The organism is bacterium (genome assembly GCA_029210545.1).
In the GTDB taxonomy this organism is placed as follows: Bacteria; BMS3Abin14; BMS3Abin14; order BMS3Abin14; family BMS3Abin14; genus JARGFV01.
This window is the reverse complement of sequence record JARGFV010000047.1, coordinates 1-18,581: the sequence shown is the minus strand read 5'-3', so window position 1 is coordinate 18,581 and position 18,581 is coordinate 1. Positions and strand designations below refer to the sequence as shown.

General features: G+C 58.8%; 22 protein-coding genes and 2 pseudogenes. 20 read left to right on the top strand and 4 right to left on the bottom strand.

Annotation, left to right across the window (positions count from 1 at the left end; genetic code table 11):
- The 4 genes and pseudogenes from P1S46_06805 to P1S46_06790 all read right to left on the bottom strand — a co-directional run.
- On the bottom strand, positions 1-202 hold a 202-nt coding region (locus P1S46_06805), incomplete at its 3' end, for an NRDE family protein (GenBank protein MDF1536195.1).
- A 95-nt stretch (positions 203-297) separates the two neighbouring features.
- On the bottom strand, positions 298-1,098 hold the full coding sequence (locus P1S46_06800; GenBank protein MDF1536194.1) for a DsbC family protein: 801 nt from the start codon (positions 1,096-1,098) through the stop codon (positions 298-300).
- Between the two features lie 34 nt (positions 1,099-1,132).
- Positions 1,133-1,555: pseudogene (locus P1S46_06795) on the bottom strand (thioredoxin domain-containing protein).
- Between the two features lie 15 nt (positions 1,556-1,570).
- Positions 1,571-1,999: a hypothetical protein gene (locus P1S46_06790; GenBank protein MDF1536193.1), complete on the bottom strand. Its 429-nt coding sequence runs from the start codon at positions 1,997-1,999 to the stop codon at positions 1,571-1,573.
- A gap of 210 nt (positions 2,000-2,209) precedes the next feature.
- On the opposite strand from P1S46_06790, the gene P1S46_06785 reads away from it, so the two are divergent.
- From P1S46_06785 to P1S46_06690, 20 genes and pseudogenes are all read left to right on the top strand, one after another.
- The gene (locus P1S46_06785; GenBank protein MDF1536192.1) at positions 2,210-3,205 is read left to right on the top strand and encodes a DUF523 and DUF1722 domain-containing protein; all 996 of its coding nucleotides are present in this window, start codon (positions 2,210-2,212) and stop codon (positions 3,203-3,205) included.
- Positions 3,206-3,318: 113 nt separating this feature from the next.
- Positions 3,319-3,846: a YceD family protein gene (locus tag P1S46_06780; protein MDF1536191.1), complete on the top strand. Its 528-nt coding sequence runs from the start codon at positions 3,319-3,321 to the stop codon at positions 3,844-3,846.
- Between the two features lie 10 nt (positions 3,847-3,856).
- Positions 3,857-4,039 carry a 50S ribosomal protein L32 gene (gene rpmF, locus P1S46_06775; protein ID MDF1536190.1) on the top strand — a complete coding sequence of 61 codons (183 nt, stop codon included), beginning with the start codon at positions 3,857-3,859 and terminating at the stop codon, positions 4,037-4,039.
- A 21-nt stretch (positions 4,040-4,060) separates the two neighbouring features.
- Positions 4,061-5,044, top strand: a pseudogene (plsX, locus tag P1S46_06770) (phosphate acyltransferase PlsX).
- A 127-nt stretch (positions 5,045-5,171) separates the two neighbouring features.
- The gene (locus tag P1S46_06765; GenBank protein ID MDF1536189.1) at positions 5,172-6,155 is read left to right on the top strand and encodes a ketoacyl-ACP synthase III; all 984 of its coding nucleotides are present in this window, start codon (positions 5,172-5,174) and stop codon (positions 6,153-6,155) included.
- A 263-nt stretch (positions 6,156-6,418) separates the two neighbouring features.
- The gene (locus P1S46_06760; protein MDF1536188.1) at positions 6,419-7,576 is read left to right on the top strand and encodes an acyl-CoA dehydrogenase family protein; all 1,158 of its coding nucleotides are present in this window, start codon (positions 6,419-6,421) and stop codon (positions 7,574-7,576) included.
- 246 nt (positions 7,577-7,822) lie between these two features.
- Positions 7,823-8,608 carry an electron transfer flavoprotein subunit beta/FixA family protein gene (locus tag P1S46_06755; GenBank protein ID MDF1536187.1) on the top strand — a complete coding sequence of 262 codons (786 nt, stop codon included), beginning with the start codon at positions 7,823-7,825 and terminating at the stop codon, positions 8,606-8,608.
- A gap of 100 nt (positions 8,609-8,708) precedes the next feature.
- The gene (locus P1S46_06750; protein ID MDF1536186.1) at positions 8,709-9,914 is read left to right on the top strand and encodes an FAD-binding protein; all 1,206 of its coding nucleotides are present in this window, start codon (positions 8,709-8,711) and stop codon (positions 9,912-9,914) included.
- On the top strand, positions 9,911-10,852 hold the full coding sequence (gene fabD / locus P1S46_06745) for an ACP S-malonyltransferase (protein MDF1536185.1): 942 nt from the start codon (positions 9,911-9,913) through the stop codon (positions 10,850-10,852). The genes P1S46_06750 and fabD overlap by 4 nt, the downstream gene beginning before the upstream one ends.
- Positions 10,852-11,589, top strand: a complete 738-nt coding sequence (gene fabG, locus P1S46_06740) for a 3-oxoacyl-[acyl-carrier-protein] reductase (protein MDF1536184.1) — start codon at positions 10,852-10,854, stop codon at positions 11,587-11,589. The genes fabD and fabG overlap by 1 nt, the downstream gene beginning before the upstream one ends.
- A gap of 119 nt (positions 11,590-11,708) precedes the next feature.
- Positions 11,709-11,942: an acyl carrier protein gene (gene acpP, locus P1S46_06735; protein ID MDF1536183.1), complete on the top strand. Its 234-nt coding sequence runs from the start codon at positions 11,709-11,711 to the stop codon at positions 11,940-11,942.
- A 10-nt stretch (positions 11,943-11,952) separates the two neighbouring features.
- Complete coding sequence (gene fabF / locus P1S46_06730) at positions 11,953-13,200, top strand: beta-ketoacyl-ACP synthase II (GenBank protein MDF1536182.1); 1,248 nt, start codon at positions 11,953-11,955, stop codon at positions 13,198-13,200.
- 104 nt (positions 13,201-13,304) lie between these two features.
- Positions 13,305-14,018, top strand: coding sequence for an HAD family hydrolase (locus P1S46_06725; protein MDF1536181.1), 714 nt, complete (start codon positions 13,305-13,307; stop codon positions 14,016-14,018).
- Positions 14,019-14,219: 201 nt separating this feature from the next.
- Positions 14,220-15,095 carry a site-2 protease family protein gene (locus P1S46_06720; protein ID MDF1536180.1) on the top strand — a complete coding sequence of 292 codons (876 nt, stop codon included), beginning with the start codon at positions 14,220-14,222 and terminating at the stop codon, positions 15,093-15,095.
- Positions 15,096-15,296: 201 nt separating this feature from the next.
- Positions 15,297-16,331 (top strand): OmpA family protein, encoded by a 1,035-nt coding sequence (locus P1S46_06715; protein ID MDF1536179.1) that lies wholly within the window; start codon positions 15,297-15,299, stop codon positions 16,329-16,331.
- A 117-nt stretch (positions 16,332-16,448) separates the two neighbouring features.
- Positions 16,449-16,610, top strand: coding sequence for a hypothetical protein (locus P1S46_06710; protein MDF1536178.1), 162 nt, complete (start codon positions 16,449-16,451; stop codon positions 16,608-16,610).
- Positions 16,611-16,708: 98 nt separating this feature from the next.
- Positions 16,709-17,368: an MBL fold metallo-hydrolase gene (locus P1S46_06705; GenBank protein ID MDF1536177.1), complete on the top strand. Its 660-nt coding sequence runs from the start codon at positions 16,709-16,711 to the stop codon at positions 17,366-17,368.
- Positions 17,281-17,868, top strand: coding sequence for a Mut7-C RNAse domain-containing protein (locus P1S46_06700; GenBank protein ID MDF1536176.1), 588 nt, complete (start codon positions 17,281-17,283; stop codon positions 17,866-17,868). Before P1S46_06705 ends, P1S46_06700 begins: the two co-directional genes overlap by 88 nt.
- Before the next feature lie 155 nt (positions 17,869-18,023).
- Positions 18,024-18,257 carry a CopG family transcriptional regulator gene (locus tag P1S46_06695; protein MDF1536175.1) on the top strand — a complete coding sequence of 78 codons (234 nt, stop codon included), beginning with the start codon at positions 18,024-18,026 and terminating at the stop codon, positions 18,255-18,257.
- Positions 18,244-18,501 (top strand): type II toxin-antitoxin system RelE/ParE family toxin, encoded by a 258-nt coding sequence (locus tag P1S46_06690; GenBank protein ID MDF1536174.1) that lies wholly within the window; start codon positions 18,244-18,246, stop codon positions 18,499-18,501. The genes P1S46_06695 and P1S46_06690 overlap by 14 nt, the downstream gene beginning before the upstream one ends.
- Positions 18,502-18,581: the final 80 nt, after the last annotated feature.

The window sequence follows — 18,581 nt, the reverse complement described above, 5'->3', positions numbered from 1 at the left end:
TCGATCCGGGCGCCTCTCCCAGGCGCGGTGAGTCATTGATTTGGGCGCCCCGCGCGGGGCGCGTTGATGGACTTTTTGCGAGTCCATCATCTTTCCAGAACCCGGCGGGGCGGGTGGGGCGGTCGTAGAACTCATCACGGCTGGCCGCCACCACGAGGGGGTAGCGGGGGTCGCATCGGTGAGCGAAGAGGATCAGGCACATGAGGCAGTGCAAAGTGCAAGGTGCAAAGGCAAGGAAAAAAGTGATTGACAGAGGTTTTATCTCTGCACTCTGAACACTGCACTCTGCACTGTAAATTATTCCCCATTTATCAGCTTCAACAGCTCCTCGGCAGGCAGGTACCCTGGCGAGATCCGCCCATCGGGGAGGATCATTGTCGGTGTGGAGCTGATGCCCAGGCTCTGGGCCAGTTTGAGAGACCTGTCCACCGCGTCGGACTCGCACGTTGGCGGAGGGACCGGTTTTTTCGCGAAACTGTCTTCCAGGAGGGTTATGTCCCCCTCGCACAGGATCGCCCTTGAGATGTCGTACGATTCCGGGTGGATCTTGACCAGGGGCATCATCTTGATAAAGAAAACGATGTCCGGATCGGCCTCGACGACTTTTTTCAGTTCCGGATGCAGCTTCTCACAATAGGGGCACTTGGGGTCAGTGAACAGGATCACCTTTTTTGAGGCGTCCCTTTTGCCGAGCACCACGGAGTCTGCCAGGGAGACGGTGGTAAGATCCACCTTCCTGAGCTTCATCATCTCCTTCCGGCTCACGTTCCTGCCGTCGGCGATCCCCATGACGACCAGATTCCCGAAGAGGATATACGATCTGGAGAAATCCATGTAGATGATGCCCCGGTTGCCCTTTTTGTCCGTGATGTCGACGACGAACAGGCCGGGCACCTCGGCGAAATCGGCAGCGTGGACCTGGCTCACGATATCCTTGAGGAGCTCGCTCGTATCATCAATGTTGATGGAGTGACAGTCAGAGCAGGCTCTTTCACCGCAGCCCTCGTTCCCGAAAGCGGCCGCTCCGGACGGAATGAGTGTCAGGGCCAGGATGAACAGGGCTAAAGGGGCGAAGAGCAAGAAACGGTTGCAGTTCATGATGGTTATCCTCAATAGTCGGGAAATAAGCGGTTCAGGGGGATGAAATGGGTCTCAACTCATCTTCGATGGCGGCCGAAAACGCTGCCAGGGATCTTTCGCCCAGACGTCTGCCGTTTATGAAAATTGTGGGTGTTCCGCGGACACCTATCCGGCTGCCTTCCTGAAGGTCACGGTTGATAAGGTTGCTGGTTTTGATGTCCTTCCTGTCTTTCTCGAAGCGATCCATGTCGAGCCCGATCTCCCGTGCCGTCTCCACGAGCATCTGTTCGGAAATGGTGCGGTAATTTTCAAAAACCTTGTCGTGGTACTCCCAGAAGCGGCCCTGGTTGCCGGCCGAGAGAGCCGCCATTGCCGCGGGACGGGCCATGTTGTGGTTGCGCAAAGGGAAGTTCTTGAAAAGGAGCCTGACTTTTCCCGGATACTTTTCGAGCACCTGCTCGAGCAGGGGGACGAGCCCCGCACAGTAAGGTCACTGGAAGTCGTCGAAAACTGCCACCGTCACCGGCGCGCCGGCAGCTCCCTTGACCGGGGAACCGCTGTCGTCGATCCCGTAGCGCATGGCCAGGGTGATGACACGAAGCTCCTGCCGTCCGGAACCTCCCAGGAGCAGCCGGTTCCCGGCCTGGTCGTACACGATGCGGTTAAAGCCGCTGCCGACCTTAAGGGTTTGCTGAAGCTTGCCTGATCTGTCGTAGATGGCCACTTCACCGCCGTCTGTGAGGACGAAGGTCCACTGACCGTCACCGGAAACGGCCAGGTCGACGGCTGCTCCCGAAAGGACCGTCTCCCGTCTTTCCAGGATGTCGAAAGAGTCGCCGATGGCGGCAGGGACCGGTGAGAAAAGAGTGGGGACCAGGATCAGGGCCAGTGCTGTGGATGCTGCCTTGATTTTTTTCATGACGGAGAGATTACCGGATTATGGCGGGTCGTGCAATCACCCGAAATCCGCACAGGATATTTTTTTTGATTTCGGGTAGAGTTCCCCGCAGAGACCTGTGGCCCAGGGCAAATGTTCTTCCCCTCGCAATCGCCAGCTGTTAACAATGATTTGGGCGCCCCGCGCGGGGCGCGTTGATGGACTTTTTTCGAGTCCATCACAATTGAGCCCATGGATCTAAAGGGAATTTCCTTCCGCAAAGGGTTTGTTGATCCGGAGCCCGGAGGGCTCCGGATCGGGATCAGCTCGTGTCTTTTAGGCGAGAACGTCCGTTACGACGGGGGGCACAAGCTGGACCGTTTCCTTCGGGATACCCTCGGACAGTCCGTGGAATACGTGCCTGTCTGTCCCGAGTTCGAGTGCGGCCTCGGCGTTCCCCGGGAGTCCATGCATCTGGTCGGAGACCCGGGAAACCCGAGGCTGGTGACCACCAGGACCGGGATCGACCTCACCGACCGCATGGTCAAGTGGTCAAAGAGAAAGGTCGGGGAACTCCAGTCGGAAAACCTCTCCGGGTTCATATTCAAGAGCAGGTCCCCCAGCAGCGGCATGGAAAGGGTCAAGGTCACCAACGACAAGGGGCAGCCGGTGAACAAGGGAGTCGGAATCTTCGCCAGGGTTTTCATGGAGAGCTTTCCCATGGTTCCCGTGGAGGACGAGGGCAGGCTCCACGACCCGGTTTTCCGGGAAAATTTCATCGAGGCCGTTTTTACCCTCGGGCGCTGGAGAGCCCTGGCCAGAGGGAAAAAGCGGGTGGGGAACCTTGTCCGGTTCCACACGGAACACAAACTGCTGCTCCTGTCCCACAGCCGGAAACATTACGCCGCAATGGGCCGCCTGGTAGCGGGTGAAAGATCCATGCAGCCTGAAGGTTTGTATCGGGAATATGGCGGGCTTCTGGTAGAAGCCCTCAAACTCAAGGCTACCAGGAAAAAGAACACCGATGTCCTGATGCACGCCATGGGGTATTTCAAGAAAGTCCTGGACGGCAACGAGAAGGAGGAGCTACTCACGGCCATTCACCAGTACCGGAAGGAACTCGTTCCCCTGGTCGTCCCCCTGACACTGATAAGACATCACATTCGCAAGCATGGCCAACCGTACCTCGAGGGCCAGATCTACTTTCATCCTAACCCCCTTGAGATCATTTTGAGGAATCATGTGTAGCCGCAAAATCGCGATCTATTACCACTATCTCGCGATTCTGCGGGGAGGCGCAGCCTCGTTGACAAACCATTACTCATCCGGTATTTATTCCTTCTTGACTTCGGAGGGTGGGGATGCTGCTGCACCTTGAGGATATCCTCCCGGAGGGGATCGAGATCGAGGTCAACCTGGATCCTGATGATCCGGCGCTCCGGGAGTTTGATATCAAGGGTCCGGTTACCGGTTCCTTTCAAATAGGGAAAACAGGAAGCCAGGTCCTGGTCAAAGGTTCGGTCAGCGGGGAGGTGTCGATGGCGTGTGCCCGCTGCCTTTCCGATATCGTCTACAGGGTTGATGAACCGGTGGACCTCGTACTCAGGTCGATCACGGATCTCGAAAATACGGCTCAGGAGATGGAACTGGGGCCTGACGACCTGAACGTTGAACATTTCCGCGGGGATGCGCTGGACATATACCATCTCATCGCGGAACAGATTTCTCTGGCTTTACCCATGAAGCCCTTGTGCCGGGCGGATTGCGGTGGGCTCTGTCCTGATTGCGGCGCCGCCGGCGGTGAATGCCGGTGCCGGCCCCGGATAGTCGATCCGCGTTTTACGGCCCTGCAGGAGCTGAAGGAACGGATGGAGAAAAAAAAGAGGTAAGGAGAGGAAAATGCCAGTCCCAAAACAGAAAATGGCCAAAGCACGGACGAGGCAGCGCAGAGCCCATGATGCGCTGCCCAGCCCCGCTGTCAGCACCTGCACCAAGTGCGGCGAGTCCAAGACTCCACACCGGGTTTGCCCCCACTGCGGTTACTACAAGGGTCGCAAGGTCCTGGAGATCGAAGAGGTCTGAAGGGCCCCTTGATCAGCCATTATGAAGATCGCAGTTGACGCAATGGGGGGGGATTACGCCCCCCAAGCTGTCATCGAGGGAGCGGCCCTGGCCGTTGATGAACTGGATTGTACCGTGATCCTGGTCGGGGACCGTGAGGTGGTAGAACCCCTTGTGGCCAAACATCCCCGGCAGGCTTCCAGGCTCATCATCAAACACGCCAATGAAGTGGTTCGCATGGACGAATCGCCCCGCAAGGCCCTCAACTCGAAACAGGACACATCCATCCGCCGCACCTTCGAGCTGGTGCGGTCCGGCGAGGCGAATGCCGCCATGTCCGCCGGAAACAGCGGAGCGGCCATGCTGGCGGGCCTTCATGTTCTGGGCACTCTGCCACACGTGGACAGGCCTTGTATCGGATCCATCCTGCCCACCGTGGACGGTCGGGTGGTGATGCTGGACGCTGGAGCCAACGTGGACTGCAAGTCCCACAACCTGGTCCAGTTTGCCTTCATGGGCCACGCCCTTGCCCGTTACACGCTGGGCATCCCGTCACCGAGGATCGGTCTTCTCAGCATCGGCGAGGAACCCGGCAAGGGAAACGAGGTGGTCCGAACCACCTACAAGCTGCTTAAAAAGAGCGACCTTAACTTTCTCGGCAACGTGGAGGGCGGCGATATTTTCAATGACCGTGTCGACGTGGTCGTATGCGACGGTTTTGTGGGCAACGTGGCCCTGAAAACCGCCGAGGGTGTCGTTCAGGCTCTTGGAACGCGGCTCAAAACCGAGATAAAATCCTCCCTTTTCGGGAGGTTCGGGTATCTTTTCATGCGGCCGGCTCTCAAACGGTTCAAACGAAGGTTCGACTACGCCGAGTACGGGGGAGCGCTGCTCATGGGCCTCGACGGTATTGGTGTCATGGCCCACGGGCGTTCCAACCCCGTGGCGATCAAGAACGCCATCAGGATGTCCTACGATTACGCCAAGACCAGGGTGGACCAAAGGGTGCGCGAGGAAGTGGAGTCCAGCGTGGAACTCAGACAGAGTTTCGGAGACAAGGTCCAACATGTTTTCGAGCAGATCAAGGAAAAGAGGCAGGACATGGACCCCAAGGAGCCGGCTTCCTCCGAGCAGGGAGAATAAAGCAGCCGCCATGAGCCTGAGAACTGTCATCGCCGGCACCGGTTCCTACCTTCCGGAAAAGATCATCACCAACGCTGACCTGGCCAGGATGGTGGACACCACCGATGAGTGGATCGTGTCCAGGACCGGTATCAGTGAAAGGCGCATGGCCGCGCCGGAGGAGGCCACTTCCGACCTGGCCACCGAAGCCGCCCGGGCTGCCCTTGACATGGCCGGTGTCGATCCTGCCGATCTTGACCTTATTGTCGTCGCGACCCTGACCCCGGACCACTATTTCCCTTCCACCGCCGGGTTCGTCCAGAAGAATCTCGGTGCCGTCAAAGCCGCCGCATTTGACCTCGAAGCAGCCTGCACCGGTTTCATCTATGCCCTGACCATCGGTGACCTGTTTATCCGTACCGGTACATATAAACGTGTCCTGGTCATCGGGGCGGAGGTTCTCACCCGGTTCCTTGACTGGGAGGACCGTAACACCTGTATCCTTTTCGGTGACGGGGCAGGGGCGGTCGTCCTGGTTCCGGGTGAGGGTGACAGGGGGATCGAATCGACACACCTGCACAGCGACGGCCGCCTGGCTGAACTCCTCTACGCTCCCGCTGGAGTCTCCAGGATACCCATCACCAAGGAAGCCATCGATCAGAAGCTCAACACGGTCAAGATGCAGGGTAACGAAGTGTTCAAGATCGCGGTGACCAAGCTGAGTGAGGTCGTGGATGAAGTCCTGGAGGCCAACGATCTTTCGGAAGAGGAGATCGATTTTCTTGTTCCCCACCAGGCGAATTTACGCATCATCATGGCCACGGCACGAAAGCTCAAGCTTCCCATGGAGAAGGTGATCGTGACGGTGGACAGGCATGGGAACACATCCGCGGCATCAGTTCCCATGGCCCTGGACGCGGCGGTCCGCGCGGGAAGGATCAGCCCCGGTAACAAGGTGCTGCTCGAGGCATTCGGGGGCGGCTTGACGTGGGGCGCTGCCCTGGTGCACTGGTAACGCATTCCGCCAGATACAGGACCGGGAATTAACCTGTTTTCGTCCCCGGAGCGCACAAACTCGCGGGTGGGGAGAGACCGGTCTTAATACCGCCGTATCGAGATCGTGCCCCTGCCGCCCAACGAGAGCATCAGCGAAGCTCAGGAAACGACAACGGCAACGGAATAACCTTCCGTTAAGCGTATGTCCGTGAAGCGTAATTGCGTTAATATCTACGCTCATACGCACGAACGCCCTACGCACACACGAAACCGGAGGTTCAAATGGACTACTTCCTTACCGAAGAGCAGCAGGCGATCTCGGAGATCGCCCGGCAGATCGCCCTAGAAAAGGTGGTGCCTGTAAGGGCCGAACTGGACGAAACCCAGGAGTTCCCGTGGGACATCATGAAAGTATGCGGCCAGTCCGATCTGTTCGCGATCAACATCCCCGAGGAATACGGTGGCCTGGGACTGGGAGTATTCGAAACGTGCATCGCCGTCGAGGAACTGTCCAGGGCGTGCCTGGGAGTGTCGGTCAGTTATGCTGCCACGGGCCTCGGCGCCTATCCCATCCTGCTCAACGGCAGCGAAGAGCAGAAGGCAAAGTACCTCCCGCAGATCGCGTCCGGCGAAAAACTCGCCGCCTTCGGTCTCACCGAGGCCAACGCGGGCAGCGATGCCGGCGGTGTCCGCACCACTGCCGTCAGGGATGGGGATTCCTACGTCCTCAACGGGACCAAGCAGTGGATCACCAACGGCGGCGAGGCGGATATCTATTCCGTGATTGCCATCACGGACAAGAGCCGTGGTGCGCGTGGAGCTTCCGCCTTTATCGTCGAGAAAGGTATGGACGGTTTTTCTTTCGGAAAGAAGGAGAACAAGATGGGGATCCGCTGTTCGGCAACCCGGGAGCTTGTTTTCGAGGATTGCCGCATCCCCGCGGAGAACATCATTTCCCGGGAGGGGCTGGGTTTCATGGTGGCCATGAAAACCCTGGACATGTCCAGGCCGGGTATCGCGGCCCAGGGTGTTGGAGTTGCCACCGGCGCTCTGGACGTCGCCGTTCAGTACGCCCGTGAGCGGCACCAGTTCAACCAGCCCATCATCGGGTTCCAGGCGGTTCAGCATATACTGGCCGACATGGCCACAAGGACCGAGGCGGCGCGCGCCCTGACCTATGCAGTGGCCAGGTACATCGACAGCGGAGCCAAGGACGTTTCCAAGGTCTCGGCCATGACCAAACTTTACGCTGCGGACGTGGCCATGGAGGTCACCACCAACGCCGTCCAGGTCTTGGGCGGATACGGCTACATGAAAGAGTACCCGGTGGAAAAGATGATGCGTGACGCCAAGATCCTCCAGATCTACGAGGGCACCAACCAGATCCAGCGCAACGTCATTGGCGCGGCGCTGATCAAAGAGTATGCCAGGAAATCGTAAGACTATTTCCTGGCAGTGCAGGGTGCAAAGTGCAGGGTGCAGAGTGCAGAGGAACACCGACTTTAAGGTGTGGGAGAACGGGTAAGATGCAAGGCCGCAGGGCTTGTCCCGCCATAGCTCAATAGAGCGACGGCGGAAGCGAGGGACCACAGACGTACATTGCCGGGTACTTCGAGGATCACACGCGACCGAGAACGAAGCAGATTGCCCTTTATCGCGCACCGCATAAACCCCAGGAATGATAAAATGAACATTGTCGTGTGTATCAAGCAGGTCCCCGACACAACGAAGGTCAAGATCAATCCCGAAACCAACACCTTGATGCGTGAAGGCGTCGACAGCATCATCAACCCCTTCGACATGTACGCCATCGAGGAGGCGGTCCGTCTCAGGGAGGCCCACGGCGGGACCGTCACGGCACTCACCATGGGACCGCCCCAGGCCGAGTCCGCTCTTCGTGAGGCGATCTCCCTCGGAGTCGATGAAGCGTGCCTCGTCAGCGACCGGGCATTCGCCGGTTCCGACACGTGGGCTACGGCTTACACGCTGGCTGCGGCCGTAAGCAGGCTGGGGCAGGTGGATCTCATCCTCTGCGGCAAACAGGCCATCGACGGCGACACGGCCCAGGTCGGGCCTTCACTGGCAGACCAGCTCGGCATCCCCTTTGTAGCGTTCGTCCGCAAGATCCGTTCCGTCGATTCGGGGGAGATGGTGGTGGAAAGGACCTTCGAGGAGGGGTACGAACTCGTTTCCATGCCGCTCCCCGGACTCATGACGGTGGTCAAGGAGATCAACGAACCCCGCCTGCCGTCCCTGAAAGGGAAGATGAGGGCAAAGAAGGCCGAGATCAGGACTTTCGCCAGGGAGGATCTGGAAGTTCAGGACCCCTGTCTGGGCCTGGACGGTTCCCCCACGAGGGTCGTAAAGATCTTTTCCCCCGACCTTTCCCGGGACGGGGTCAAGTGGACCGGGGAACCGGCCGTGATGGCCGCTGACCTTGTAAAAGGGCTGAAAGAGCAGAACATCATCTGAGCATTGGCCCAAAGCCCAAAGGCCAAAGTCCAAAGGGAGAGAACGCTTTTTCCTGGGTCTTTGGACATTGGACCTTGGACTGCCACAAAGGAGAGCTTCATTGGCTGTAGTTGTTATCAAGGAAGAGTGTACCGGCTGCGAGGCGTGTCTTGATTCGTGCCCCTACGAAGCCATCGAGATGGTGGACGGGGTCGCCTGGATCAACGAAAAGTGCACCATATGCCTTGCCTGTATCGAAGCGTGCCCCGTGGAGGCCATCATCCAGGAGGAGAGCGAGGTTGAGCTTCCCGATCTGGACAAGGAGTCCTATTCGGGGATCTGGATCTTCGCGGAACAAAGGAACGGCAAGGTTTCCTCTGTTGTCATGGAACTGCTGGGGGCGGGCCGTGACCTGGCCGGAACGACGGGTGAAAAGGTCACTGCAGTCCTTCTCGGCCACGACATGGAACCTGCCGCGAGGGAACTGGTCCATTACGGGGCCGACGAGGTCCTTTACGTGGACGACCCGGTCCTGGCCCAGTTCAACGACGGACCCTACGCTTCTGTCCTCAGCGGTCTTATCCTGGAGCACAGGCCTTCCATCGTTCTTGCCGGCGCCACCTTCATGGGCCGCTCCTTCATTCCCATGGTCGCGTCCAAGATCAAAACCGGCCTCACCGCCGATTGCACCGCCCTCGCTATTGACCCCGAAACCGGGGACCTTCTCCAGACCCGGCCGGCCTTCGGCGGCAACATCATGGCGACCATCATCTGCCCCCGCCACCGTCCCCAGATGGCTACAGTCAGGCACAAGGTCCTGCCCGCGGCTCCGGGTGATCCTCACCACAAGGGTGAGGTCCACGTCATCAGGGGGGTTGACGAGGCAATGATCGATATCCGGACCAGGGTGATCGAAGTCGTCGAAGATATCATGGACACGGTCAACCTGGCCGAGGCGGATATCATCGTCTCCGGAGGCCGCGGATTGGGCGGTCCGGAGGGGTTCAAGGTTATGGAAGAACTGGCCCTCCTGCTGGACGGCGCCGTCGGTGCCTCCAGGGCTGCTGTAGATTCCGGGTGGATTTCGTACAGCCACCAGGTGGGACAGACCGGCAAGACAGTCCAGCCCAGGCTTTACATTGCCTGCGGCATCTCCGGTGCCGTGCAGCATCTTGCCGGAATGCAGGCGTCCGATGTGATCGTGGCCGTCAACAAGGATGCCGACGCCCCCATTTTCGATGTTGCGACCTACGGGCTGGTGGGTGACCTGTTCACCATTATCCCCGAGATCATCCGTGCTGTTAAATCCGCAAGAGGTCTTTCATGAGCTACGCACTGGTCTTTCCCGGACAGGGATCCCAGTATGTCGGCATGGGCCGGGAACTCGTCCAGTGGTCTGAAGAGGCGCGCCGGACTTTCGAAGAGGCGGATGATGTTCTGGGGATCTCTCTTTCCGGCCTTTGTTTCGACGGCCCGGAAGAGGGTCTCAAACTGACCGAGAACACCCAGCCCGCCATCCTTACGGCCAGTGTTGCCGCACTCAGGGCCCTGTCAGCCAGGACAAACGTCGCCCCTGCTTTCGTGGCAGGTCACAGTCTCGGGGAATACACGGCCCTCGTCGCGGCCGGGAGCCTTTCCTTTTCAGACGCGGTGGCCGCGGTGCGCGAAAGGGGCGTGGCCATGCAGGCCGCGGTGCCGGCAGGGGAAGGCGCCATGGCGGCTCTCCTGGGTATGGATCGCGAGGATGTTCTTGAAGTGTGCCGGGAAGCATCGGCCGCCGGCGGGGTTGCAGCGGCAGCCAACTTCAATGCGCCCGGACAGATCGTTATCGCCGGTCACAGGTCCAACGTGCTTGCCGCCATGGATCTTTACAGGGAGAGAGGGGGGCGGCGTGCCGTGGAGCTTCCCGTCAGCGCTCCTTTCCACTGCGCGCTCATGAAACCGGCGGCCCGGCGAATGGAAGAGGTCCTCAGAGACATTCATATTGACAGTCCAAAGACCGTTCTGATAAACAACGCTCAGGCAAAAGCCCTGACCCAAAGCGGTCAGATCGTGCCCTCCCTGATCAGACAGGTGACCTCCCCGGTCCTGTGGGAGGATTCTGTGAGGGCCATGATCGGCAGGGGTGTGACATCTTTTTTAGAGGTTGGGCCCGGGAAGGTCCTGACCGGACTCGCGAAAAGGATCGACAAACAGGCCGCAGCACACTCCTTTGCATCTCCGGAGGACATTGACGGTGCGGTGGCGTGCCTGGGGGGTGAATGATGGCGGACAGAAAAGTGGGCATCGTTACCGGCGGCGGGCAGGGGATAGGGCGAGCCATCATCCTGGACCTCGCTGAGATCGGCGTCGATGTCGTCGCCGCCGATATCAATATCGAAGCGGCGGAATCAGCGGCAGCCGAGGCGGCAGCCGCGGGTATCGACGCGCTTGCCTTCCAGGTCAACGTGGCCGACGCGGACAACGTCGAGGCCATGGTCGAAAAAACCCTGGATAAATACGGGCGAATAGACTATCTGGTCAACAACGCCGGGATCACCCGGGACGCGCTCATGATGCGTATGGGTGATGACGCCTGGAGGGCGGTCATTGACATCAACCTCACCGGCACCTACCTTTGTTCCAAGGCAGTGATCCGCACCATGATGAAGCAGCGTTCCGGCAGGATCGTGAATATCTCGTCCGTGGTGGGTGCCATGGGGAACGCGGGCCAGACCAATTATTCCGCCTCCAAGGCAGGCGTCATCGGGCTCACAAAATCACTGGCCCGTGAGGTCGCCGCGAGAGGCATCAACGTCAATGCGGTCGCTCCGGGCTTTATCCAGACCGCCATGACCGACAATTTGCCGGAAAAGGCCAGAAATGAACTGGTGTCCCTGATTCCCAACGGCCGCCTCGGGCTTCCCGAGGATGTGTCCGCGTCGGTCAGGTTCCTGCTTTCCGACGACGCCTCCTACATCACGGGCCAGGTGCTGCACGTCAACGGCGGGATGTATATGTAGATATGCAGTTTTCCGTACCCTTGCCAGGTGCATCGAAAACTGCATATGTGATATTCCATTCAACTCAACTCAACGAACATGAACCGTGCAATGAAAACTGCATATCAGGAGGAAAGAAAATGGACGTAGGAGCAAAAGTAAAAGAGATCATCGCCGAGCAGCTGAATCAGGATGCCGCCGGTACCGATAACTCTGCCCATTTTGTAAACGACCTGGGCGCTGATTCCCTGGATGTGGTTGAGCTGGTGATGGCTTTCGAAGAGGCTTTCGATCTGGAGATCCCGGACGAGGACGCCGAGAAGATCCTGACGGTTCAGGACGCCATCAATTACATCACGGAGAAACAGGGCTGAGGACACCGCTGTGAAACGACGTGTGGTGGTAACGGGCACGGGGGCGGTGACGCCCCTTGGTCTCGATGTCAGAAGCACCTGGGAGTCCATGCTGGCGGGTCGCAGCGGCGCGGGTCGGATCACAAAATTCGATCCCGACGAGGCCGGGATAACGACCACCATCGCCGCGGAGGTCAAGGGGTTCGACCCCGATCCCCTGATCGACAGGAAAGAGCTCCGCAAGATGGATGTCTTCATCCAGTACGGGATCTTCGCGTCCAATGAGGCCCTGGAGCAGTCAGGCCTCGTCATCGACCAGACCAACGCCGAGAGGGTGGCGGTGGTCGTGGGTGCCGGGTTGGGAGGCCTTCCGGATATCGTGAAGTACGCCGACGTGCTTCGCGACTCCGGTCCGCGGCGTATCTCCCCGTTCTTCATCCCCATGACCATCGCAAACCTGGCCTCGGGGCACATCTCTATCCGGTGCGGTGCCAAAGGGCCCAACAGCTGTGTCGTCACAGCGTGTGCGACGGGGACCCACTCCATTGGAGACGCCTTCCGCATGATCCAGTACGGTGACGCGGATGCCGCCATTGCGGGCGGTACGGAGTCCACCATCACCCCCCTTGCCTTTGCCGGGTTCAACGCCATGAAAGCCCTGTCCATCCGTAACGAAGAGCCGACCAGAGCAAGCCGGCCCTTCGACATGGACCGTGACGGGTTCGTCATGGGCGAGGGCGCCGGAGTGCTGGTTCTGGAAGAGCTCCAGAGCGCCAGTGCGAGAGGCGCCGAGATCATCTGTGAGCTGGTCGGGTTCGGCATGTCCGGGGACGCTTACCACATCACCTCTCCTGCGGAGGGTGGAGCCGGAATGGCCCAGTGCATGCGCACCGCCCTTGCTGATGCAGGTCTCAACCCCTCCCAGGTGGACTACATCAACGCCCATGGCACCAGCACGGCGTATAACGACCGGTTCGAGACCCAGGCTGTGAAATCGCTGTTTGGCGATCACGCCTACAAGGTTCCGGTGAGTTCCACCAAGTCCATGACCGGGCATCTCCTGGGGGCTGCAGGCGGAGTGGAGGCTATTGCGGCCATCATGACCCTTGTCGACGACCGTGTCCCGCCCACCATCAACTATGAAACCCCCGACCCGGAATGCGACCTGGACTATGTGCCCAACACGGCCAGGGACGCCGAAGTGAACGTGGCCATGAGTAACAACTACGGTTTCGGCGGCACCAACGCCAGCCTGGTGTTCAGGAAATATCAGCCCTAGGAGTCTGTGCCCTCCCTGTTAAAAAACAGGGAGGTTCTCCGACAGACTCCTAGGTATATCAAGGAGTCCGAGTATGGTTCTCTGACAGACTCCCGGATCAACAAATGAAAAAATATTCAGCACTGATGATCGACCTCGATGGCACCCTTCTGGACATCGAGGTCGCTTTTTTTCTGGGCCCCATGGTCCAGGCCATGCACGGATGCTTCGAGGAACTTCTCACCAGGGACACCTTCACTGGCGGCCTTTTCCGGGGCATCGAGGAGATCATGGAAAAGCCCCGGCCGGAAGGTCAGACCAACCAGGAAGGGTTTACCGCCGCCTTCAGCATCCTGACAGGAGTTTCGCCTGAGGAGGTTGCGGGGAGGTTCGACAGGTTCTACAGGGAACTCTTCCCCACCCTTAACGGTCACGCCCGTCCCCGGGACGGCGCCGACCGGTTCGTGCGGGAGGCCTCGAAGAGGGGGTACAGGCTTGTCCTGGCCACCAACCCCATCTTCCCGACCTCTGCCATCGTGGAGCGGCTGAAGTGGGCCCGGGTGGATCCCGACCTGTTCGATTTTATTCCCGGTCTCGAAACCATGGGTTCGTGCAAGCCACAGGTCAGGTATTTCGAGGAACTCGCAGGCCGGATCGGATCCGACCCAGCCCGCTGCCTCATGGTGGGCAACGACGTCCAGCAGGACCTGCCCGCCTCGGATGCCGGGATGGACACGTTCCTGGTGGAAGGGCATGTGGTGGACCGGGGGACCGGAAGCCTGGAGCCTGGTGCCCGGGGAAGCTTCAACGACCTGGCCGAGATGTTGGGGTTGAGGTAAAAAAGGAGCCAGTAGCCAGGAGATGAGCCATTACGGAGGGCGTGGGAGGCAGTGCGTGGTGCGGAGTGCGGAGAAAGCCGAGTGGGAGCCGGAAGAAGAGCAGGCAATAGGCAATAGGCGATGGGCAATGGGAGGCATCCGATCTTGTCATTGCATGGAATCTGGAATAGCTCAGACAACAGTTGCTAAAGGGATTGACCTTTGAACGGGGATGAGCTGCCTTACAAGGACGTCACTCCGCCGAAGGAAAGCCGACGGCTTCCGGTCCTGCTCTTTTTCCTCACCGGTCTCACAACCACCTTCGCCGGGGCTCTTCAGCGCGGGATCAACCCCATGGCCGAACCCCTCGGGTTCTTCAAGGGGCTGCCCTTCTCCGTGACCTTGCTCGCCATCCTCATGGTCCACGAGATATCCCACTTCCTTTCCTCCAGGGCCCACGGAGTGCCCTCCACCCTCCCGTTCTTCATACCGGCGCCGTCCATCATCGGGACCTTCGGAGCGGTCATCCGCATGAAGGGAGCCATCTGGGACCGGCGGGCGCTTCTCGACATCGGGGCCTCGGGGCCCATCGGCGGTTTTATCCTCGCCCTTCCTGCCCTCATCCTCGGGTTCGCCATGTCCGAGGTCGTGCCCGGGGGAGGGCTCGGGGAGGGAGGCCTCGTCCTGGGAGACAGCATCCTGGTGGCCGCAGTGGGCAGAATTATTCTGGGTGAGATCCCGGCCGGCGCCGACGTCATCCTTCACCCGGTCGCCTTCGCCGGGTGGATCGGGATGTTCGTGACCTCCCTGAACCTCCTGCCGGTGGGACAACTGGACGGAGGACATATTTCCACGGCCATGTTTCCGCGGCATTCGATCACCGTCGCGAGGGTCGTCCACTTCTCCCTGCTTTTCATGGGGGTCTTCTTCTGGGAAGGCTGGCTCATCTGGGCCCTGTTCCTGGTGTTTATCGGGGTCCGCCACCCCCCGGTCCTTTTGCCCCACATCACCCTGGACCGGAAAAGGGTCAGGGTCGGTTACGCGGCCCTGGTCATCTTCGTGCTCACCTTCGTCCCGGCACCGTTCAAAATAATCTGATGTCAGATATCAGTAGCTATACACCAGTAGATAGATACCAGTAGACAGACACCAGTAGGCAGATTTCAGACAAAGTATTTTTGCTTTGTCTGGTTACTGGCTACTGATTACTGCCTCCTGATTACTGCCTCCCTTGAATCCGCCACGCTATTATGGAATAGTATCCCCATTCCCATGAACGCAATGAAGGAGGATTTTATCGTGAAGATCTGCAGGATATTTTTAGTGATCGCTGTCGCCGCACCCCTGCTTCTGACGAACTGCGTGGTCAGCAAGAAAGATTACCTCCTGAAAGAGGAGGAAGCCGACAACTGTTCCAGGGACCTCAAGATGCAGGTCGGGGAAAACCTGGCTCTGAGGGAGGAACTGTCCAGCTGCCAGGAGGATCTGGCCGCATCCGGGACCAGGGTGAATGAGCTCACGGGGAGCCTCGCACGGGTGAGCAGCGAGCGGGACGGCCTGTCGGGCCAGCTGACCACCCAGCAGGCGGTGAACCAGGAACTCAAGACCCACAACGACCGGCTCGGCAGCATCCTGGAGAAGAAGGAGATCAACTCCAAGGCCCTCATCCAGGAGACTATGGAGATCAACAAGGGCCTCCAGGGGACCAATGCCCAACTCAGGGAGAAACTGGCCACCAACGAGGCCGAGAGCCGCCGCATGAAGACCGACCTGGCCGCGGTTGAGTTCCGTCTCGGTGAGCTGGAAAGACAAAAAGAGGCCGAGCTGGAGAAGCTCAAGGCCACCTACGACGAACTTGTGGGCAGCCTCAAGGGAGAGATTGAGGCCGGCGAGGTGGAGATCCGCAGGATGAAGGACCGCCTGTCCGTCAACCTCGTGGAAAAGATCCTTTTCGATTCGGGCAAGGCCGACCTCAAGAGTTCCGGTATAGAGGTCATGAAGAAGGTGGGCACGCAGCTGGCCCGGATCGAGGGCAAGCGGATCCAGATCGAGGGCCACACTGACGACGTCCCCATCGGCGGCCGTCTGAAGGAAAAGTTCCCCACAAACTGGGAACTGGCAGCCAGCAGGGCCCTTGCCGTGGTCCATTTCCTCCAGGATGAGGTGGGCATCTCTCCCGAGAAGCTGTCGGGCGCCGGGTACGGCGAATACCAGCCGGCCGAAAGCAACGACACGGCCGAGGGCAAGGCGGCCAACCGCCGCATAGAGATCGTGCTCCTGCCGCCTTACGAGAGCATGAGCGAAGCTCAGGAATCGACAACGACAGCGGAATAACCGCACGTAGGTGCGTAATTGCGTGAAGCGTGATCGTTTAAGATCTCACATCTTTTATACGGAGAACGCATGCGCGCATTGACGCTTTACGCACGCACGAAATACCGGAGGTACCAATTGGCAACCCTATCCAACTACATGGTCAAGGTGACCGACGCGAAGATGCCGGAGGTGAAAAAAGCCCTCGAGGCGGCCGGTATCGAGGTCCGCAGCATCATCCAGGTCCACAAGGAGGAAACAGGCGCTGTGGAGGAAACGGCTGAATCCGTGGATGCGTAAAGGGTGTGTGCGTGAACCGATAGCGGAACAATGCAATAAAATTGACGCACGTACGCACACACGCCCATACGCACGCACGAAATAACAGGGGGTGATGGATGAAGATCAAGTACCTGGGGCACTCCAGCTTTCTTCTGACCACGGGAGACGGGACCAGGATCGTCACCGACCCGTACGAGCCGGGCTCCTACGACGGGGCGGTCAAGTACAGGCCGATAAAGGAAGAGGCGGACGTCGTCCTCATTTCCCACGGCCATCCGGACCACAACTACTCCGCTGGCGTCCCCGGGAGTTTTACCGTTCTGGACAAACCCGGCGAAAACACCGTTTCCGGAGTAAACATCCTCGGTGTCCCGGCCTTTCACGATTCTTCCAGGGGGTCTGAGCGCGGAGAGGTTGTCATTTTCCGCATCGAGGCCGACGGCCTTTCCGTCTGCCACCTTGGTGACCTGGGGCACACTCTGGATGGTGGGACTGTCGACAGCCTCATGCCGGTGGACATCCTCCTGGTGCCGGTGGGCGGCTTCTTTACTGTGGGCGGCGAGGAGATCGACGCCATCATCGACGCTCTGGAGCCGAAACTGGTGATTCCCATGCACTTTAAAACCGACGGTGTGGATTTCCCCATCGCCCCGGTAGAAAATTTCCTGTCCGGCAGGAAAGACGTGACGTGGGAAGGGGCGTCGGAGGTGGATGTGAGTGCTTCTGCGCTTCCGGAGGGCGTTCTGGTCCTGAACCCGGCGAATTTGCCACAATAAATTTTCCGTTGATTTTGGGAAAATTTATTGCTGACTCCATGCTCGGCACCCTGGCCCGGAGACTCCGGATGCTGGGGATCGACACCCTTTACCTGCGGAATGCCGCCGACAGCGAACGAAAATCCCTTGTCCGCTCCCAGGGCAGGATCCTGCTGACAAAGGACAGCGGGCTGGCCGGGGAACTGGCTGACAACGCGTGGCTGGTAAAAGGGGCCGATGTCAGGGAAGAGTTCCTGTCCATTGCTGAAAGGCTGGCGCTTTTCAGGGGTGAGATAAAGCCGTTCTCGAGATGCCTCGTCTGCAACAGCCTCCTTGAACCCATTGAACCTCAGAGAGCTGAAAACAGGGTTCCCCCTTACGTGTTCTTGTCCAGAAAAACTTTTTCAGAGTGTTATTCCTGTGAAAAAATTTTCTGGGAGGGGACCCACGGTGAGAGGATGGCAAAAGATGTGGAATGGATGAGAGAAATTCTGGAAGAGGGGAAGGGCGCGTTGGAGTAAGCGAGCATGGGGGAAGGCGCGGGTCCTGTAAAAGCGGCAAGAGCATTAACGCAAGGACGCGAAGAACGCAGAGAAAGACTAAATCTGGGAGAGAACGAAGGGAAACCTCAATCATGAAGGTTGACGGCATAACGCTATAACGTTATGATGTTATCATGAATGCAAAATCCAAGCGCGCCACGATCTATCTGGACCCTGAACTGCATCGAGCCCTGAAGCTTAAATCCGTTCAGGCCGATATTTCGGTCTCTGAGCTGGTAAACGAGGCGATCAGGGAAAGCCTTGCCGAGGACGTCGATGATCTTGCCGCCTTCGATGCCAGGGCTGCTGAGCCGAACCTGGATTTCGAAGCAGTAGTACGGGACCTTAAAAAGCGTGGCAGGATATAAGCTCTTCATCAAGCCTTCCGCGGTGAAGGAGCTCGAGGCGATCCCCGAAAAGGACCAATCCCGCATCGTCTATCGAATCCAGGGCCTGGCCGACAACCCCCGCCCCCATGGAAGTGAGAAACTCTCAGGACAGGATAAATACCGCCTGCGCCAGGGAAGGTATCGAATTCTCTACCAGATCTTTGACGAGGAGGTCGTCGTTGTGGTTGTAAAGGTGCCCCATCGAAAGAAGGTGTACAGGTAACTGTGACAGGGTCGCAAAAAGTCCAATCCGGGACTTTTCGCTCCACGGAAAGGGAAAAGCGTCGTTTTCCCTTTCCTTAC

What these genes read in the sequence shown, in the direction of transcription:
- P1S46_06800 (MDF1536194.1), bottom strand. Translation starts at nt 1,098, where the DNA reads ATGAACTGCAACCGTTTCTTGCTCTTCGCCCCTTTAGCCCTGTTCATC.
- P1S46_06695 (MDF1536175.1), top strand. Translation starts at nt 18,024, where the DNA reads ATGAATGCAAAATCCAAGCGCGCCACGATCTATCTGGACCCTGAACTG.
- P1S46_06705 (MDF1536177.1), top strand. Translation starts at nt 16,709, where the DNA reads ATGAAGATCAAGTACCTGGGGCACTCCAGCTTTCTTCTGACCACGGGA.
- fabD (MDF1536185.1), top strand. Translation starts at nt 9,911, where the DNA reads ATGAGCTACGCACTGGTCTTTCCCGGACAGGGATCCCAGTATGTCGGC.
- acpP (MDF1536183.1), top strand. Translation starts at nt 11,709, where the DNA reads ATGGACGTAGGAGCAAAAGTAAAAGAGATCATCGCCGAGCAGCTGAAT.
- P1S46_06780 (MDF1536191.1), top strand. Translation starts at nt 3,319, where the DNA reads ATGCTGCTGCACCTTGAGGATATCCTCCCGGAGGGGATCGAGATCGAG.
- P1S46_06765 (MDF1536189.1), top strand. Translation starts at nt 5,172, where the DNA reads ATGAGCCTGAGAACTGTCATCGCCGGCACCGGTTCCTACCTTCCGGAA.
- P1S46_06755 (MDF1536187.1), top strand. Translation starts at nt 7,823, where the DNA reads ATGAACATTGTCGTGTGTATCAAGCAGGTCCCCGACACAACGAAGGTC.
- P1S46_06785 (MDF1536192.1), top strand. Translation starts at nt 2,210, where the DNA reads ATGGATCTAAAGGGAATTTCCTTCCGCAAAGGGTTTGTTGATCCGGAG.
- P1S46_06725 (MDF1536181.1), top strand. Translation starts at nt 13,305, where the DNA reads ATGAAAAAATATTCAGCACTGATGATCGACCTCGATGGCACCCTTCTG.
- fabG (MDF1536184.1), top strand. Translation starts at nt 10,852, where the DNA reads ATGGCGGACAGAAAAGTGGGCATCGTTACCGGCGGCGGGCAGGGGATA.
- P1S46_06760 (MDF1536188.1), top strand. Translation starts at nt 6,419, where the DNA reads ATGGACTACTTCCTTACCGAAGAGCAGCAGGCGATCTCGGAGATCGCC.
- P1S46_06790 (MDF1536193.1), bottom strand. Translation starts at nt 1,999, where the DNA reads ATGAAAAAAATCAAGGCAGCATCCACAGCACTGGCCCTGATCCTGGTC.
- rpmF (MDF1536190.1), top strand. Translation starts at nt 3,857, where the DNA reads ATGCCAGTCCCAAAACAGAAAATGGCCAAAGCACGGACGAGGCAGCGC.